Consider the following 16,182-nt stretch of genomic DNA (forward strand, 5'->3'; position numbering starts at 1 on the left):
TTGGCTTCGGTTCACCGCCTGACCAATGGCGTCCGGGTCGTCTGCGACCCGATCCCCGGCCTTGAGACAACCGCCCTGTGCGTCGTGGCGGGCCGCGGCGCGCGGTATGAGGACGCCGCACGGTCGGGCTGGTCGCACCTGCTCGAACACATGGTCTTCAAGGGCGCCGGCGACCGCTCGGCCATGGAGATCGTCGAGGCCATCGAGGCCCAGGGCGGGCAGATCAACGCCGCCACCGGCTATGAGCGCACCAGCTTCCAGGTGCGCTGCCTGGCTGGCGGCCTCGACCTGGGCTCGGCCGTGCTGGCCGATCTGGTCCTGGCGCCGCGCATGGACGCAGACGACCTCGCCCGGGAAAAGCAGGTGGTCGGCCAGGAGATCGCCGAGGCCGCCGACACCCCTGACGACCTGGTGTTCGAGATGGCCCAGGCCGCCGCCTATGGCGACCAGCCCCTGGGACGCTCGATCCTCGGCACCACTGGCTCGATCGCAGGCGCCGACCCGGCCAGCCTGTCGGACTGGCGGGCCTGCCTCTATGACCCGCAGTCCCTGGTGGTCAGCGCCGCAGGCGCTGTGGACGAAGCCGCCCTGCTGGCCCTGGCCGAGCGGGATTTTGGCGCCGCCAAATCTCCTGCTACGGGCGCGCCCACTGCGCCGCCGGCCTTCTTCACCGGCGGCGAGGCGGTGAGCGTCAAGGCGCTGGAGCAGGCCAATCTGGTCTTCCTGCTGCCCAGCGTCGGGGTCAGCGATCCGGACTATTTCGCCCTGCGTCTGTTCGCCGAGATCCTCGGCGGCGGCATGGCTTCGCGCCTGTTCCAGGAGGCCCGGGAAAAGCGCGGCTTGGCCTATGCGGTCGACGCCTATAGCGAGACCTATGCCGACCAGGGCGTGCTGGGGGTCTTCGCCGGTTGTGCGGCCAAGGACGCGGTCGAGTTGGCCAAGGTGGCGGCCGGCGAGATCGCGGGCCTGGGCGAGAGCGTCGGCGAGGCCGAACTGGCCCGCGCCAAGGCCCAGCTGAAGGGCGCCATGTTCATGATGCGGGAATCGCCCCTGGCCCGGGCCGAACAGACCGCAGCCCAGCTCCTGCTGTTCGACCGGCCCCTGCCGCCGGCCGAGATCGCCGCGGGCATTGAAGCGGTGAGGCCGGCCGACCTCGCCCGCCTGGGCGCGGCCATGTGCGCCAGCGGCCGGGCTGCGGTTTCGGTGCTGGGACCTCGTCAGGCCGGCCCCGCGGCGCAGGCCTTCACGCGGGCCCTGTTCGCGCGCGCCTGAGCGTATCGGGCGCCATCTTCGCCAGCCACGCTTGACGTCGCGCCTTTTCAAGGCCGCAATTCCCCCATGGCATTGTTGGACTGGATCGCCTCGGAAGGCGGATTGCGGGTGGTTGGGGACGGCGTGCTGCTGCGCCCGCCAAGGCCTGCCGACTATGCGGAATGGCGCGACCTGCGGGCGGCCTCGCGAGCCTTTCTCCAGCCCTGGGAGCCGACCTGGCCCGCCGACGATCTGACCCGCGTGGCCTTTCGCCGCCGCCTGTCGGCCTATGCCCGCGACCGGGAGGCCGGCGTCGCCTTCAGTTTCTTCGTTTTTCAGGAATCCGATGGCGCGCTCAGCGGCGGCATCACCCTGTCCAACATCCGCCGGGGCGTCGCGCAGATGGGTACGGTCGGCTACTGGTGTGGCCAGGGGTTTACCCGCCGGGGCCTGACCCTGGCCGCAGCCCGGGCGCTCAACGGCTTCGCCTTCGACACCCTCGGGCTCCACCGGCTGGAGGCGGCGTGCCTGCCGCACAATGACGCATCACGCCGATTGCTCGCCAAGGCGGGCTTCCAGGAGGAAGGCTTTGCTAAGGCTTATCTGAAAATTAACGGCGTTTGGCGAGATCATGTCCTGTTCGGACAGGTCTCTCCCCGCGGCGGAAGCGACCGGTCGGCGGACGCTGTTTCAGTTTAGCCGGCACGCGCCGGCCTCGAGAGGCCATGCCGAGCGACCGTTGGATCTGGGACGCCACCACCACGCTGGAAGCGCTAGGCGCTGCCGATGTGGCCCTGTGGCATTGGGAGCCGGAGCGCGATCAGCTCCGCTTCACCGGGGCCTCGCGCGTCCTGGGCCTGGGTCCCCTGGCCCCCGAATGCTCCTCGGCCGCCATGCGGGCCCTGGCCCTGCCCCAGGACCGCGCCCGCGCGGACGACGTGCTGAGGGTGCAGGAGCCCGGATCCGAGGTCGCGGTGCGCCTGCGCATGCGCGGCGGAGGGGTGTGCATCTGGCGGGGAATCTGGCTTGAGGAAGGCGTGCGCGCCGCCGGCGTCGTCGCCGCCGAGACCAAGTTCGCCGCCTCCGATCTCGACAATCTCACAGGCCTGCTGGACCGCAAGAGCTTCATCCTGCGCGCCCGCGAGCATCTGCAGCACCCAGGCGACTACGAGTTGGTCGTCGCCGACCTCGACCGTCTGCGCCGGCTGAACGAAGCCCTGGGGCATGAGCGCGCCGACCTGGTCCTGGCGGCGCTGGGGTCAAGGCTGGCCGCCGCCTTCCGGCCAGGCGTGCTGTTGTCCCGCGTCGGCGAAGACGAATTCGGCGTGCTGGCGCCGGTGAGCGACACGCCGACCAGCGAGGTCCTGCGCCACGCTCTGGAGCGGCCCCTTCGTGTGGCGGGCTTCGACATCCATCCAACCCTCTCGGTGGGCGCGGTGCGGGCCAAGGGCGGCGACGAGGCGCCGGAGGCCGCCGAGCTGTTGCGTCGGGCCGAGCTTGCCGTAGAGGCGGCCAAGACCGGCGGCCGGGGCGGGGCGGCGGCCTATGGCCGAAGCCTGGAAAGCGACGGCCTTTCGCGTCTGGCCCTGGAGAGCGATCTGCGCGGCGCCATCGGCCGGGGCGAGCTGATGCCCTACTACCAGCCGATCGTGCGCCTCTCCACCGGCGCGCTGTCGGGCTTCGAGGCCCTGGTCCGCTGGCGTCATCCCAGGCGTGGCCTGCTGGCGCCCGACCAGTTCCTGCCGCTCTGCGAAGAGATGGGCCTGATGAGCGCGCTCGGCGCCCACATGATGCGCGAGGCCGCCGGCCAGCTCGCCATCTGGCGCGACACCCACAGGGCGTCCGGTGAGCTGACCGTGGCGGTGAACCTGTCCACCGGCGAGATCGACCGCCCGGACCTCATTCCCGACGTCATCCAGATCCTGCGCGACACCGGCCTGCCGCCGGGCGCCCTCAAGCTGGAAGTGACCGAGAGCGACGTCATGCGCGATCCCGACCGGGCCGCGGTGATCCTGCGCAACCTGCGCCAGGCTGGCGCGGCCCTGGCGCTGGACGACTTCGGCACCGGCTTCTCGTCGCTCTCCTATCTGACGAGGCTGCCCTTCGACACCCTGAAGATCGACCGCTATTTCGTCCGCACCATGGCCACCGACGCCGGCTCGGCCAAGATCGTCTCCTCCGTGGTCAAGCTTGGCCAGGACCTTGATCTGGAGGTGGTCGCCGAAGGGGTGGAGAACGCCGGCATGGCCCGGCAACTGCTGGCCCTGGGCTGCGACTACGGCCAGGGCTTCGGCTATGCGCCGGCCCTGTCGGCCCAGGAGGCCGAGGTCTATCTCAACGAGAGCTATGTGGACGGCGCCGCGCCGGTGAAGGCCCGGGGCTAGGCCTGACCGGCGGCGGCTGACAACAGTCCAGGATCCACCCCCAGCTTGGCCAGGGCCTGGGACCACTTGTGGTCGTGGTCGTCGCCGAACAGCAGGATTTCGTCGGCCGAGCAGGTCAGCCAGACATTGTCGCGCAGTTCCTGCTCCAGCTGGCCCGCGCCCCAGCCGGCATAGCCCAGCGCCATGACGCTGCGGCGCGGCCCCTGACCGTGAGCCAGCATTTCCAGCACCTCCCGGGTGGCGGTCAGGGCCAGGCCCTCGCCGACGGGCAGGCTGCTTTCGCTGCGATAGTCCGAGGTGTGCAGGACAAATCCCCGCTCGCGCTCCACCGGACCGCCGATCAGGATCGGCTCATCAAGGCCTGGCGCAGATTCCGAGGTGGCTTCGATCTCCAGCCGCTCCAGCAGATCGACCAGCATCAGCCCGTCCACCGGGCGGTTGACGGTCAGACCCATGGCGTGTTCCTCGTCGTGGGCGCAGATCAGCACCAGGGCGCGCTCAAACCTCGGATCGCCGATGCCGGGCATGGCGATCAGCAGCTGTCCGGAAAGATAGCCGCCGTTCGGGCCGGCGTCGGGATCGATATGGGCCATGTTCTATAGTTTGAGGCCTAACGCGGCGCTTTCAAGACACATCGGTCGGACTGAGGTTGAAGGGATCGGCCAAAGCGTTATGTGCTGGGCCAACGCCCATTCCGGCGATCCTTCAGGAGCACGGCCATGACCATTGAAGTCGGCGACACGCTGCCCGCAGTCACCCTCACCCAAGCCACCCTGGATGGCCCCAAACCGGTGTCCACAGACGATGTGTTCAAGGGCAAGAAGGTCGCCCTGTTCGCCGTGCCCGGCGCCTTCACCCCCACCTGCTCGGCCCGCCACCTGCCGGGCTATGTGGACAAGGCCGAAACCCTGAAGGGCCAGGGCGTAGATCTGATCGCCTGTCTCTCGGTCAACGACGCCTTCGTCATGAAGGCCTGGGGCGAATCCCAGGCGGTCGGCGACGACATCATGATGCTGGCCGACGGCAGCGGCGACTTCACCCGCGCTGTGGGCCTGACCATGGACGCCACCAAGTTCGGCATGGGCGAACGTTCGCAGCGCTACTCGATGATCGTCGAGGACGGCGTGGTGAAGTCCCTGAACATCGAGGAACCCGGCGAATTCCGTGTGTCCTCGGCGGAGTACCTGGTGGACCAACTGGGCGGCTAAGGCGGCGAGGGCGGCGGAACGTCAGTCCGGGCCCGGCCGTTTGGCCTGGACCGAAACGGGAGCCGCCGCCCATGGCCATCTATGACGACCTGTCCGCTCTGTTCATCAATTGCAGCCTGAAGCCCTCTCGGGAGCCGTCGAATACGGAGGCCCTGATGAAGGTGAGCCAGGGCGTGATGAGCGCCAATGGGGTCAGCGTCGAGACAATCCGCGCCGCCGATCTCGAGATCGCGCCAGGCGTCCAACCGGACATGCGCGAGCATGGCTTCGACCGCGACGACTGGCCAGATGTGCAGGCCAAGGTGATGGCAGCCGACATCCTGGTGATCGGCACGCCGATCTGGCTGGGGGACAAGTCGTCGATCTGCACCCGTGTGGTCGAACGGCTCTACGGCTATTCCGGCAAGCTGAACGACAAGGGCCAGTCGGTCTATTATGGCCGGGCGGGCGGTTGCGTGATCACCGGCAATGAGGACGGCGCCAAGCACTGCGCCATGAACCTGCTCTATTCCCTGCAGCATCTGGGTTACGTGGTTCCGCCCCAGGCCGACGCCGGCTGGGTGGGCGAGGCGGGGCCGGGTCCCTCCTATGCGGATGAGGGCTCGGGCGGGCCGCAGAACGACTTCACCCAGCGCAACACCACCTTCGCCGCCTGGAACCTGATGCACATGGCCCGTATGCTCAAGGACGCAGGCGGCCTGCCGGCCTATGGCAATCTTCCTGAGGCGTGGGAGGCCGGCGCGCGTTTTGACCATCCCAATCCGGAATACCGCTGACGACAAGCCCAAGGAGACCGCATGCCCGGCGTGAGATTCGACTTCGAGAACACGGCCGGGCGACGTCTTTCCGGGGTGCTGGAAACGGGCGCATCGCCGCCCCGGGCCTATGTCGTCTTCGCCCACTGCTTTACCTGCGACAAGCGCTCGCACGCCGCGGTGCGGGTCAGCCGCGCCCTGGCCGACAAGGGCTTCGGCGTGCTGCGGTTCGACTTCACCGGCCTGGGCGAGAGCGAGGGCGAGTTCGGCGCTGGCCTGTCCAGCGACGTCACCGATGTGGTCAGCGCCGTCGAAGCGATGAACGCGGCGGGCCATGAGGTGCAGGTGCTGGTGGGGCACAGCTTCGGCGGGGCCGCCGTACTGGCCGCCGCGGGTGAATGCCCCACCGTGCGGGCGGTGGCGGTGGTCAACGCCCCGGCCTCGGCTGAACATGTGCTGCGCCATATCGAGGGCGCAGAGGCGTCAGGCGCCGGGCCGGTTCCGGTGGAGATCGCCGGCCGCCAGTTCGAGCTCGGCGCCGGCTTCATCGCCGACCTGGCCCAGCAGAACCAGGCCCAGCGGATCGCCCATCTGAAGCGCGCCCTGCTGATCCTTCACGCGCCGCGCGACGAGGTGGTGGGCATCGACAACGCCACCGAGATCTTCCTCGCGGCCCGCCATCCCAAGAGCTTCGTGTCCCTGGACGACGCCGATCATCTGCTGAGCGACAAGGCCGATTCCGACTATGCCGCCGCCGTCATCTCCGCCTGGGCCGCCCGCTATTTGACCACGCCGCGGGCTATCGAGACGGTCTCCCGCGAAGCGGTCCGGGTGGAGGAAACCGGGGAGGGCAAGTTCCAGGTGGTCATCCAGGCTGGTCCTGCCCGGTTCCTCGCCGACGAGCCGGTGGATGTGGGCGGGATGGATTCCGGACCAAGCCCCTATGATCTGCTGGGCGCCGCCCTGGGCGCCTGCACGGCGATGACCTGCCGCCTCTATGCCGACCGCAAGGGCTGGCCCCTGGACAAGGTCAGCGTCGAGGTCACCCACGAGGCGCGCACGGCGACGGCCAAGGACCGGTTCGTCCGCGAGGTGGGGCTGGAGGGCGACCTCAACGCCGACCAAAGGGCGCGCATCATTGAGATCGCTGAGAAATGCCCGATCCACCGGACCCTCACCGAGGGCGCCGAGGTCGTCACCAATGCTCGGCCAGAGCCTGCGCCGGCCCTGGAGGCCACCGATCGCGGCGACCACTATGTCCGCATGGAAGAGGCCTGCGCCGACGATGATCCGGCGAGCCCCTGTCCGGAACAGGCTTGACCTGACCCAGGGTGAATTCCCTCATCTTGTCGCCAATGAGAGCCAAGGGAGACGCCGCCATGAAGTTCTACAATTCCGTCGGACCCAATCCGCACGTGGTGCGCATGTTCATGGCCGAGAAGGGCCTGGATATCCCCCAGCAGCAGGTGGACCTGATGAAGGGCGAGAACCGCCAGCCGCCCTACGCGCACAAGGTCAATGTGGCCGGCCAGATGCCGGCGCTGGAGCTGGATGACGGAACCGTCGTCTGCGAGATCACCGCCATCTGCGAATATCTGGAGGAGATCGCCCCGCAGCCGGTGCTGGTCGGCGCGACCGCGGAGCAACGGGCGGAGACCCGCATGTGGACCCGCCGGATCGACCTGAACATCGTCGAGCCCCTCACCAGCGGCTTCCGCGCCGCGGAGGGCCGGCCGCTGTTCGAATCCCGCTTTCGTCTGGTGCGGGCCGAGGCGGCCGAAGACCTCAAGGCCATCGCCAGGGACAAGATCCTCTGGCTCGATGGGCTGATGGACGGCGACTTCGTCTGTGGCGACCGCTTCAGCCTGGCTGATATCCTGCTGTTCTGCTTCCTGGCCTTCGGGACCCAGGTCGGCCAGCCCCTGCCGTCCGAGGCCAAATGGCTGCCGGACTGGTTCGAGCGTGTGAAGAGCCGGCCGAGCGCGGCGGCCTGAGCAGGCCTAGCTGTCGATCGGCACGATCTCGCTGAGCGTCGGGCCGATCTCGTCATGGACGACGAGGTCGGCCGCCTCATCATGGTCGGTGGGCTCGCGATTGACGATGGCCAGGGCGGCGCCGCGGCGCTTGGCCAGCAGGGGGAACTCCGCGGCCGGATAGACCACCAGGGACGAGCCCAGCACCAGGAAGAGGTCGCAGGACAGGGTCGCGGCCGTGGCCCGCTTCATCGGCGTCTCGGGCATGGCCTGGCCAAACGAGATGGTGGCGGTCTTCACCAGCTCGCCACACTCGCGGCAGGTGGGAATGTCGCCGGTGGTTTCGAAATCATGCTTCAGCTGGGGCAGTTCGTGGCGGAGGCCGCAGGCCAGGCAGGCGGCGTAGCTGGCATTGCCGTGCAGCTCGATGATCCGGTCGCTTGGCACGCCCGAGGCCTGGTGCAGGTTATCGACATTCTGGGTGATGACGGCGCTGACCTGGCCCTTGGCCACCAGGCGGGCCACGGCGTGGTGGCCGGCGTTGGGCTCGCGGCCCGTCCAGCCGGCGCGACCGGTGAAGGCGCGGGTCCAGGCTTCGCGGCGCGTCGCCTCGCTGGCCACGAACTCCTGGAAGTAGATGGGTTTCATCTTGCTCCACACACCGCCGGGGCTGCGGAAGTCGGGGATGCCTGACTCCGTAGAGATGCCGGCGCCGGTAAAGACGACGATGTTCCGTGCGCCCTCGATCAGGCGGGCGAGCTCCTGGCGTGGGTTCATACCGGGGTTTCCTCGGGCTTGGCCGTCGGGACGCTGGCGGGGGGCGCCTTGGACGGCGTCTTGCGGTCCAGACCCAGCCGCTTGGCCAGCAGGCCGATGGTCGGTCCCTGGATCACGCTGGACGCCAGCACGACGAAGAAGACGATGTTGAACATCGACTGGGCGTCCTCCACGCCGGCGACGATGCCGAAGGTGGCCAGGACGATGGGCACGGCGCCGCGCAGGCCGGCCCAGGACACGAACAGCTTGGTCCGCCAGTCGAACTGGCGGAACGGGGCGAGGCTGATGAAGACGCTGGCGGGCCGCGCCACCAGCATCAGCACCGCTGTGATCGCCAGACCGTCCAGGGCGACGCCGGGCAACTGGTGGGGGAAGACCACCAGACCAAGCGTAAGGAACATCACCACCTGGGCCAGCCAGGCCAGGCCATCCTGGAACTGCGACACCGCCCGGCGGCCGGGATACTCCCGATTACCGGCCAGCACGCCGGCCACATAGGCGGCCAGGAATCCGCTCCCGGTCAGCACGCCGGCCAGGCCGAAGGCCAGCAGGGCGGCGGCCACCGAAACCACCAGGAAGAGGCCGCCCTGGCGAAGCTTGGCCCGGGTCAGGATGACCGTGAAACCGTAGCCGATGGTCAGGCCTATGGCGGCGCCCAGGACCATCTGCAGCAGGAAGTCGGGCACGAAGCTCAACAACGGCGTGGACGGGAGGGCGATCAGGGCCAGGGCCACGCCCACCAGGAAGATGGCCATAGGGTCGTTGGAGCCGCTCTCCAGCTCGATCAGGGCCAGGACATCCTCGCGGATCTTGGTCTCCTGGTTGCGCAGGACGGCGAAGACTGCGGCGGCGTCGGTGGAGGCCACCACGCTCCCCAGCAGGAAGCCCTGCAGGAGGTTGAATTCGAGCAGCAGGATCGCGGTCAGGCTGACGATGCCGGCGCTGATCACCACGCCCACCGTGGCCAGGACCAGGGCTGGCGTCAGGACCGGCCGCACCGCCTTCCAGGGGGTGTCGAGCCCCCCGGAGAAGAGGATGAAGATCAGGCAGGCCACGCCGATCGTCTGGGCCACCTGGTAGTCGGCGAAGCCGATCCCGCCTGGCCCGTCCGAGCCGGCCAGCATGCCGAGCGCCAGGAAACCGATCAGGGCTGGCACCCCGAACCGGCTGGACAGGGTGCCCGCCAGGACGGTGGTCAGCAAAAGCACGCCCGTGACGAGCAGGAAGAGTTCAGGCGTGAGCGAAAGCATGACTGTCTAGTTCGTCCATGCTCCGCCCAGCCGCAAGCCCTGAGGCTTGCAAAGCCTCATTCGACGGGCTTGGCGCGGTAAGACTCCTCGTCCAGCTCGCCTTCCCACTTGGCGACCGTGACGGCCACGGCCAGGTCGGAGGTGTTGTTGGCCACGGTGCGGGTCATGTCGAGCAGCCGGTCGAAGGGCAGGACGAAGCCCACCACCAGGGCGGTCTGCTCGGGCGAGACGCCCATGGTGGTCAGCACGGCGGCTAGCATGAACAGCGAGGCTGACGGGATGGGCGCTGTGCCCACCGACACCAGGATCGTGGTCAGGCCGGCCAGCAGGTACTGGGTCAGGGTCAGCTCGATGCCGAAGGCCTGGGCGGTGAACATGGCCAGCAGGCCGATATAGAGCGCCGTGCCGTCCATCGAGACGGTGGTGCCCAGCGGCAGGGCGGTGGAGGCCACGGTGTGGCTGACGCCCAGGTTCTTCTCGGCCACACGCATGGACACCGGCAGGGTCGCGGCGCTGGACGAGGTGGAGAAGGCGACCATCACCGCGTCGGGAATGTCGCGGAAGAAGGGCCAGATCGGCAGGCCGGCCAGCAGGCGCAGCATGCCGCCGTGCACCACCAGGATATGGAGGATGCAGCCCAGCAGCAGGGCCGCGGCCAGCAAGAAGATGTTGTAGAAGACGCTCAGGCCCGCCGTGCCCATGACCCAGGCCATCAGGGCGAAGACGCCGAAGGGCGCCACCTCCATCACCAGGCGGGTGATGTAGAGAACGATGTCCACCCCGGAATCGAACAGCTTGCGCACCGGATCGGCCTTCTCGCCGACCGCCAGGATGGCCGCGCCCACCAGGAAGGAGAAGAAGATCACCGCCAGGATGTCGCCGCGGGCCAGGGCCTCGATGGGGTTCAGCGGCACGATGCCGAGCAGCTGCTCGCTGACCGGCGGGGCCGTGCCGACCGCCTCGGGCGTGACGCCTTCAAAGGTGACGCCCTTGCCCGGACCAAACAGGGTGCCCATGACCATGCCGACGCCGACGGCGATGGCGGTGGTCAGCAGGTAGAGGAAGATGGTCTTGGCGCCGATGGAGCCCAGTCGCCGAGGATCGCCCATGCCGGCCACGCCGGCGACGATGGAGACGAAGACGAGGGGCACGACGATCATGCGGATCAGCCGCACGAACAGGTCGCCGATCCATTTGATGGCGTTCGCCTGCTCACCCAGTAGCAGGCCGGCGATCACGCCAAGGACCAGGGCCAGCAGAATCCGCTTCCACAGGACGACATCGAACCACCAGCGCTGAAGCAGGGTGCGTTTGGCGGGCGCCTCGACAGCGGGGCTCGGCGGCGGCGAATCGGTCATGCGACTCTCTTGATACTAGGGCCGCATTACGGCGGCGGTTCGGCGCAGGTTAGGGAGGTTATCGGCTTGCGCCAATCACTCTCGCCCGACTGTCTGCGCAAGACGCGTCACACAAGGCGCGCCTCAGGGGTCCGGGGCCCGATGGCGAGCCACCGGAGCAGGCGCCCGCGCTCTAGGCGCCGAATCTCACCGGGCGCCCAAGTCACAGGCGGGCTCTGGACCGACGGCCCAATCGGTATTACGAAAATTGACGAACGTAATACCGGAGCCAAGATCACCCCATGACCGTGGAACCGATTTCCCAACTCGCGCGCCTTAGCGTCAGCCTGCCGGCCGAACTCCTGGCCCAGCTCGACGCCATGGTGGCCGAGCGCGACCTGCCCAGTCGTTCGCAGATGATCGCCGAACTGATTCGCCATGAACTGGCCGAACACAGCGAGGGCCGCGACGGGGCGATCCTGGCCGGCACCATCACGCTGATCTACCGCGCCGAAAGCGGCCGGGTCCGGCAGGCCCTGGCCCAGGCGCAAGGGGCGTTCCTGAAGGAAGTCATCTCCTCGCAGCACGTTTTCCTGGAGGACGACCAGTCCCTGGAGGTGCTGCTCGTCCAGGGTCCCTCGGAGCGCCTGCATCTGCTCTGCGACGAACTGCGCCGGATTCGCGGCGTGCATCAGATCCGCCTGGTCACCACCCGCGCCCTGCTGCCGCCGCTGCACGCCCATGGCCGCGGGGGCAAGGCCGCCGCTGGAGGCGCGGCATGAGCGCCTCGTCCACCGCCGATCCCAAGAGCGCCCAGGCCCATGCCCGCGCCCAAGGCGCCACCCGGGTCGAGGCTATGCCGACCCTGCCGCCCAGCGAGGCCCGCGACCGGCCGGCCGGCGTGGCGGCCGAGGACATGCTCTGGGAGGAGACGATCGGGGCTGGCGGCTACGCCGCCAAGCGCCTGAACCGCGGCGCGCGGCTGCGTCTCGTCGACCTCGCCGGCGACGCCTGCGCCTCCATGCTGGTGTTCAACGCCGAAACACCGGTGGAGCGGTTGAACGTGGCCGACACCGTCAAGGTGCAGTGGAACGCCTATCTGGGCCAAGGCCGCCTGCTGCTCTCGGACATGGGTCGGGTGATGATGAGCCTGCTGGAGGACGGCGCCGAAACCCACGACGCCTTCTGCGGCGCGTCCAACGCCGCCTCCAACGCCCGCCAGTATGGGACCGGCGACAACTGGGGGCCGCACCCCAACGCCCGCGACCGCTTCTCCCTGGCTCTGGCCAAGTTCGGCCTGGGCCGCAGGGACATCCATCCCTGCATCAACTGGTTCAAGGGCGTGAAGATCGACCCGGACGGCGAGGTCGAGACGCAGGTCGGACCCTATGCCCCCGGCCGCACCCTGACCCTGCGGGCGGAGATGGACCTGATCGTGGTGCTGGCCAACTGTCCCCATGTCCGCGATCCCCGCCCTGACTACAGCGTCACGCCGTTGCGGGTCAGCGCCTGGCGCGGGCCGGTGACGCCCATGGACGATCCCATCCGCAATGCGACGCCGGAGGGCCTGCGGGCCTTTCTCAACGTCGAAGACTATTTCCGTCGCTAGAGGGGACGCCGCCATGACCGACACCGCCCTGGCCGGACTGCCCGGCCCCGTCCTGCACGACGAGATCGTGCCCGCCCTGGCGCCCTGGGATCACGTGGTGCGCAAGGGCGAGGTGCTGCGCATCATCGACCTGGAGGGCAACCAGGCGGTCGACTTCCTGATGTATGCGCTGGCCGACGACGCCGAGCGCTACAGCGCCCAGGACACCATCGCCGCGCAGGGCAATATCTTCCTGCGCACCGGTTCGGTGCTGCTGTCCAACGAGGGAAACCCGATGGCCACGGTGCTGGGCACCTCGGTGGCCTATCACGACACCATCGGCGGGGCCTGCTCCTGCGAGAGCAACACCCTGCGCTATGGTCACCACACCAAGGGCCAGCACGCCTGCGTCGAGAACTTCCTGCAGGCCAACGCCCGCCACGGTCGCGGCAAGCGCGACATGGTCTCCAACATCAACTGGTTCATGAATGTCCCCGTTGAGGCCGACGGGGCGCTGGGCATCGTGGACGGCATTTCGGCGCCTGGCCTCTATGTGGACATTCGCGCCGAGATGGATCTGGTGGCGGTGGTCTCCAACTGCCCGCAGATCAACAATCCCTGCAACGGCTTCAATCCGACGCCGGTGCGCATGATCATCGCCGCCTGAGCAGGGCCAGTTCAGTGTTCACCAAGGTTCTCGTCGCCAATCGCGGCGCCATCGCCTGCCGCATCCTGCGCACGCTCAAGGACATGGGCGTGGCCTCGGTGGCCGTGTTCTCCGACGCCGACGCCGGCTCCCTGCATGTCAGCCAGGCCGACGAGGCGGTGCGGATCGGGCCGGCGCCCGCCGCCCAGTCCTATCTGGATGTCGAGGCCATCCTGGCCGCCGCCCGGGCGACGGGGGCCCAGGCCATCCATCCCGGCTATGGCTTCCTGAGCGAGAACGTGGCCTTCGCCGAGGCCTGCGAGGCGGCCGGGATCGCCTTTATTGGTCCGATGACGGACAATATCCGCGCCTTCGGCCTCAAACATACGGCGAGAGACCTGGCCCAGGCCCAGGGCGTGCCTCTGGCCCCAGGCACCGACCTCCTCACCGACGCCGAGGCGGCGCTGGCCGCGGCCGGCACGATCGGCTTTCCGGTGATCCTAAAGGCCACCGCCGGGGGTGGGGGCATCGGCATGCGGGTCTGCGAGGATGCGGCCGCCGTGGCCGAGGCCTTCGCCGCGGTCACCCGCCTGGCCGGCAGCAACTTCTCCGACGGCGGGGTCTTCCTGGAGCGCTATGTGCGCCAGGCCCGGCATATCGAGGTGCAGGTCTTCGGTGACGGCCAGGGCCATGTGGTCGCGCTCGGCGAGCGGGACTGCTCCCTCCAGCGGCGCAACCAGAAGGTCATCGAGGAGACGCCGGCCCCGCACCTGCCGGCCGCCACCCGGCAGGCTCTGATCGAGGCCGCCGTGCGCCTGACCTCGGCGGCCCGCTACCGGTCGGCCGGCACGGTGGAGTTCCTCTATGACGCCGAGCGGGACGACTTCTTCTTCCTGGAGGTGAACACCCGCCTGCAGGTGGAGCACGGGGTGACCGAGCAGGTCACCGGCGTCGACCTGGTGGCCTGGATGATCCGCGGCGCGGCCGGGGACTATGGCTTCCTGGCGGGCTTCGAAGCCGCCCCCCGCGGCGCTTCGATCCAGGCGAGGCTCTATGCCGAAGACCCGGGCCAGGACTACCGGCCCAGCTCCGGGGTTTTGACAGAGGTCCGCTTCCCCGATGGCGTGCGCGCCGATTCCTGGGTGGTGGACGGGACCGAGGTCAGCGCCTTCTACGACCCCCTGCTGGCCAAGCTGATCGTCACCGCGCCGGATCGCGAGCAGGCGGTGGCGGCCCTGCAGCAGGCCCTGGACGATACGCGGCTGGCGGGGTTGGAGACCAATCTGGAATGGCTGCGCCAGGTGGCCCGCAGCGAGGCCTTCGTCTCAGGCCAGGTCTCCACCCGGGCGCTCGCCGACATCGCCTTCCAGCCTCAGACCATCCGTGTGCTGAGCGGCGGCCCGGCGACCACCGTGCAGGACTATCCCGGCCGCCAGGGCTATTGGGATGTGGGCGTGCCGCCGTCGGGGCCCATGGACGCGCTGGCGTTCCGGCTGGGCAACCGCCTGCTGGGCAATATGGAGACCGCCGCGGGGCTGGAGATCACCGCCCTTGGCCCCACCCTGCTGTTCAACCGCACCGCCTCGGTCTGCCTGGCCGGCGCGGCGCTGGAGGCGAGCCTGGATGGCGCGCCGATCTCCCCTTACGTCCCCTTCCAGATCGCCGCCGGCAAGACCCTGAAGCTCGGACGAGTGAAGGGGGCGGGCTTGCGCGCCTATCTCCTGGTCCGCGGCGGGATCGATGTGCCCGCCTATCTGGGCAGCCGGTCGAGCTTTACCCTGGGCGGCTTCGGCGGTCATGCCGGCCGCACCCTGGCCGCCGGTGACGTGCTGCGGGTCGGCGATGGCCTGGTCGGTCCGCCGCGCGAGGCGTTGGCGCGGGACCAGCAGCCGTCGCTCTCAAAGACCTGGACCCTGCGCGTGCTGGCCGGTCCCCATGGGGCCCCGGACTTCTTCACCGAGGACGACGTGGCGATGATCGCCAGCGCCCAGTGGAAGGTCCACTACAACTCCAACCGCACCGGCGTGCGCCTGATCGGGCCAAAGCCGCAGTGGGCCCGGCGCGACGGGGGCGAGGCGGGGCTGCATCCCTCCAACATCCACGACAACGCCTACGCCATCGGCGCGGTCGACTTCACCGGCGACATGCCGATCATCCTGGGGCCGGACGGCCCGTCGCTCGGGGGCTTTGTCTGCCCTTTCGTGATTATCCAGGCCGATCTCTGGGAGGCCGGCCAACTCGCGCCCGGTGATACGGTGAGCTTCCAGGTGGTCAGCGACGAGGCGGCCGTGGCCGCGGAGAAGGCGCAGGACGCGCTGATCGCCGGCGCCGCGCCGCCGGCCACGCCTCAGACGCCTGCGCCGGCCGTGCTCTCCAGCGACAGCCCGATCCTCGGCGTCATAGAAGCCACCGGGCATCGGCCCCGGGTCGTCTATCGTCGCCAGGGGGACCGCCACCTGCTGGTGGAATACGGACCCATCGTCCTGGATCTCGAGCTGCGCCTGCGCATCCACGCCCTGATGCTCGAGCTTAGGACCATGGCGCTGCCCGGCGTCATCGACATCACCCCGGGCATCCGTTCGCTGCAGGTCCACTATGACAGCCGGGTGCTGTCGCAGGCCGAACTGCTGCGCGCCCTGACCGACGCCGAGGATCGGCTGGGCGGCCTCGACGACTTCGAGATCCCGTCGCGGGTGGTTCACCTGCCGCTCTCGTGGAAGGACCCGGCCATCTACGAGACCATCGACAAGTATATGGCCTCGGTCCGCGACGACGCCCCCTGGTGCCCGGACAACATCGAGTTCATCCGGCGGATCAACGGCCTGGCCAGCGAGGACGACGTCCACCGCATCGTCTTCGACGCGCGCTATCTGGTGATGGGTCTGGGCGACGTCTATCTGGGCGCGCCGGTGGCCACCCCCATCGACCCGCGCCACCGGCTGGTGACCACCAAGTACAACCCCGCCCGCACCTGGACGCCGCCCAACGTCGTCGGCATCGGCGGGGCCTATAT

The 16,182-nt window shown here is 68.9% G+C and carries 15 protein-coding genes; 11 read left to right on the plus strand and 4 right to left on the minus strand.

Annotation, left to right across the window (positions count from 1 at the left end; translation table 11 throughout):
• The 3 genes from V7702_RS05720 (at nucleotide 1) to V7702_RS05730 (ending at nucleotide 3,635) form a co-directional block, all read left to right on the plus strand.
• Nucleotides 1–1,272 (plus strand): M16 family metallopeptidase, encoded by a 1,272-nt coding sequence (locus tag V7702_RS05720; protein WP_335649177.1) that lies wholly within the window; start codon nucleotides 1–3, stop codon nucleotides 1,270–1,272.
• A gap of 66 nt (nucleotides 1,273–1,338) precedes the next feature.
• Nucleotides 1,339–1,950, plus strand: a complete 612-nt coding sequence (locus tag V7702_RS05725; RefSeq protein ID WP_335649178.1) for a GNAT family N-acetyltransferase — start codon at nucleotides 1,339–1,341, stop codon at nucleotides 1,948–1,950.
• A 26-nt stretch (nucleotides 1,951–1,976) separates the two neighbouring features.
• Nucleotides 1,977–3,635, plus strand: a complete 1,659-nt coding sequence (locus tag V7702_RS05730; protein ID WP_335649179.1) for a putative bifunctional diguanylate cyclase/phosphodiesterase — start codon at nucleotides 1,977–1,979, stop codon at nucleotides 3,633–3,635.
• Here V7702_RS05730 and V7702_RS05735 read toward each other — a convergent pair.
• Complete coding sequence (locus tag V7702_RS05735) at nucleotides 3,632–4,228, minus strand: YqgE/AlgH family protein (protein ID WP_335649180.1); 597 nt, start codon at nucleotides 4,226–4,228, stop codon at nucleotides 3,632–3,634. The genes V7702_RS05730 and V7702_RS05735 overlap by 4 nt on opposite strands.
• Nucleotides 4,229–4,354: 126 nt before the next feature.
• Between V7702_RS05735 and V7702_RS05740 the strand changes: the two genes are divergently transcribed.
• From V7702_RS05740 to V7702_RS05755, 4 genes are all read left to right on the plus strand, one after another.
• The gene (locus V7702_RS05740) at nucleotides 4,355–4,843 is read left to right on the plus strand and encodes a peroxiredoxin (RefSeq protein WP_335649181.1); all 489 of its coding nucleotides are present in this window, start codon (nucleotides 4,355–4,357) and stop codon (nucleotides 4,841–4,843) included.
• Nucleotides 4,844–4,914: 71 nt separating this feature from the next.
• Nucleotides 4,915–5,619 carry a flavodoxin family protein gene (locus V7702_RS05745; protein ID WP_335649182.1) on the plus strand — a complete coding sequence of 235 codons (705 nt, stop codon included), beginning with the start codon at nucleotides 4,915–4,917 and terminating at the stop codon, nucleotides 5,617–5,619.
• Nucleotides 5,620–5,640: 21 nt separating this feature from the next.
• Complete coding sequence (locus tag V7702_RS05750; protein ID WP_335649183.1) at nucleotides 5,641–6,918, plus strand: bifunctional alpha/beta hydrolase/OsmC family protein; 1,278 nt, start codon at nucleotides 5,641–5,643, stop codon at nucleotides 6,916–6,918.
• A 59-nt stretch (nucleotides 6,919–6,977) separates the two neighbouring features.
• A complete protein-coding gene (locus V7702_RS05755) occupies nucleotides 6,978–7,592 on the plus strand; it encodes a glutathione S-transferase family protein (protein ID WP_335649184.1) in 615 nt (204 codons plus the stop codon).
• A gap of 6 nt (nucleotides 7,593–7,598) precedes the next feature.
• Here V7702_RS05755 and V7702_RS05760 read toward each other — a convergent pair whose 3' ends face one another.
• From V7702_RS05760 to V7702_RS05770, 3 genes are read right to left on the minus strand one after another with little or no spacing between them, the layout of a single operon-like run.
• Nucleotides 7,599–8,348 (minus strand): SIR2 family NAD-dependent protein deacylase, encoded by a 750-nt coding sequence (locus V7702_RS05760; protein WP_335649185.1) that lies wholly within the window; start codon nucleotides 8,346–8,348, stop codon nucleotides 7,599–7,601.
• Nucleotides 8,345–9,598 (minus strand): potassium/proton antiporter, encoded by a 1,254-nt coding sequence (locus tag V7702_RS05765; protein ID WP_335649186.1) that lies wholly within the window; start codon nucleotides 9,596–9,598, stop codon nucleotides 8,345–8,347. The genes V7702_RS05760 and V7702_RS05765 overlap by 4 nt, the downstream gene beginning before the upstream one ends.
• A gap of 56 nt (nucleotides 9,599–9,654) precedes the next feature.
• Entirely contained in the window at nucleotides 9,655–10,956 is a 1,302-nt protein-coding gene (locus V7702_RS05770) for a dicarboxylate/amino acid:cation symporter (protein ID WP_335649187.1), read from the minus strand.
• A gap of 281 nt (nucleotides 10,957–11,237) precedes the next feature.
• Here V7702_RS05770 and V7702_RS05775 point away from each other — a divergent pair, with 281 nt between their 5' ends.
• The 4 genes from V7702_RS05775 to uca form a co-directional block, all read left to right on the plus strand.
• Nucleotides 11,238–11,717 carry a CopG family ribbon-helix-helix protein gene (locus V7702_RS05775; protein WP_335649188.1) on the plus strand — a complete coding sequence of 160 codons (480 nt, stop codon included), beginning with the start codon at nucleotides 11,238–11,240 and terminating at the stop codon, nucleotides 11,715–11,717.
• Entirely contained in the window at nucleotides 11,714–12,544 is an 831-nt protein-coding gene (locus V7702_RS05780; RefSeq protein ID WP_335649189.1) for an urea amidolyase associated protein UAAP1, read from the plus strand. Before V7702_RS05775 ends, V7702_RS05780 begins: the two co-directional genes overlap by 4 nt.
• 13 nt (nucleotides 12,545–12,557) lie before the next feature.
• On the plus strand, nucleotides 12,558–13,190 hold the full coding sequence (locus V7702_RS05785) for an urea amidolyase associated protein UAAP2 (protein WP_304756840.1): 633 nt from the start codon (nucleotides 12,558–12,560) through the stop codon (nucleotides 13,188–13,190).
• Between the two features lie 14 nt (nucleotides 13,191–13,204).
• A partial coding sequence (gene uca, locus V7702_RS05790; protein ID WP_335649190.1) for an urea carboxylase occupies nucleotides 13,205–16,182 on the plus strand: 2,978 nt, incomplete at its 3' end.

The organism is Phenylobacterium sp., from assembly GCF_036963605.1.
Classification (GTDB): Bacteria; Pseudomonadota; Alphaproteobacteria; order Caulobacterales; family Caulobacteraceae; genus Phenylobacterium.

What these genes read in the sequence shown, in the direction of transcription:
- V7702_RS05745 (WP_335649182.1), top strand. Translation starts at nt 4,915, where the DNA reads ATGGCCATCTATGACGACCTGTCCGCTCTGTTCATCAATTGCAGCCTG.
- V7702_RS05780 (WP_335649189.1), top strand. Translation starts at nt 11,714, where the DNA reads ATGAGCGCCTCGTCCACCGCCGATCCCAAGAGCGCCCAGGCCCATGCC.
- V7702_RS05770 (WP_335649187.1), bottom strand. Translation starts at nt 10,956, where the DNA reads ATGACCGATTCGCCGCCGCCGAGCCCCGCTGTCGAGGCGCCCGCCAAA.
- V7702_RS05730 (WP_335649179.1), top strand. Translation starts at nt 1,977, where the DNA reads ATGCCGAGCGACCGTTGGATCTGGGACGCCACCACCACGCTGGAAGCG.
- V7702_RS05760 (WP_335649185.1), bottom strand. Translation starts at nt 8,348, where the DNA reads ATGAACCCACGCCAGGAGCTCGCCCGCCTGATCGAGGGCGCACGGAAC.
- V7702_RS05755 (WP_335649184.1), top strand. Translation starts at nt 6,978, where the DNA reads ATGAAGTTCTACAATTCCGTCGGACCCAATCCGCACGTGGTGCGCATG.
- V7702_RS05735 (WP_335649180.1), bottom strand. Translation starts at nt 4,228, where the DNA reads ATGGCCCATATCGATCCCGACGCCGGCCCGAACGGCGGCTATCTTTCC.
- V7702_RS05725 (WP_335649178.1), top strand. Translation starts at nt 1,339, where the DNA reads ATGGCATTGTTGGACTGGATCGCCTCGGAAGGCGGATTGCGGGTGGTT.
- V7702_RS05775 (WP_335649188.1), top strand. Translation starts at nt 11,238, where the DNA reads ATGACCGTGGAACCGATTTCCCAACTCGCGCGCCTTAGCGTCAGCCTG.
- V7702_RS05765 (WP_335649186.1), bottom strand. Translation starts at nt 9,598, where the DNA reads ATGCTTTCGCTCACGCCTGAACTCTTCCTGCTCGTCACGGGCGTGCTT.
- V7702_RS05750 (WP_335649183.1), top strand. Translation starts at nt 5,641, where the DNA reads ATGCCCGGCGTGAGATTCGACTTCGAGAACACGGCCGGGCGACGTCTT.
- V7702_RS05785 (WP_304756840.1), top strand. Translation starts at nt 12,558, where the DNA reads ATGACCGACACCGCCCTGGCCGGACTGCCCGGCCCCGTCCTGCACGAC.
- V7702_RS05740 (WP_335649181.1), top strand. Translation starts at nt 4,355, where the DNA reads ATGACCATTGAAGTCGGCGACACGCTGCCCGCAGTCACCCTCACCCAA.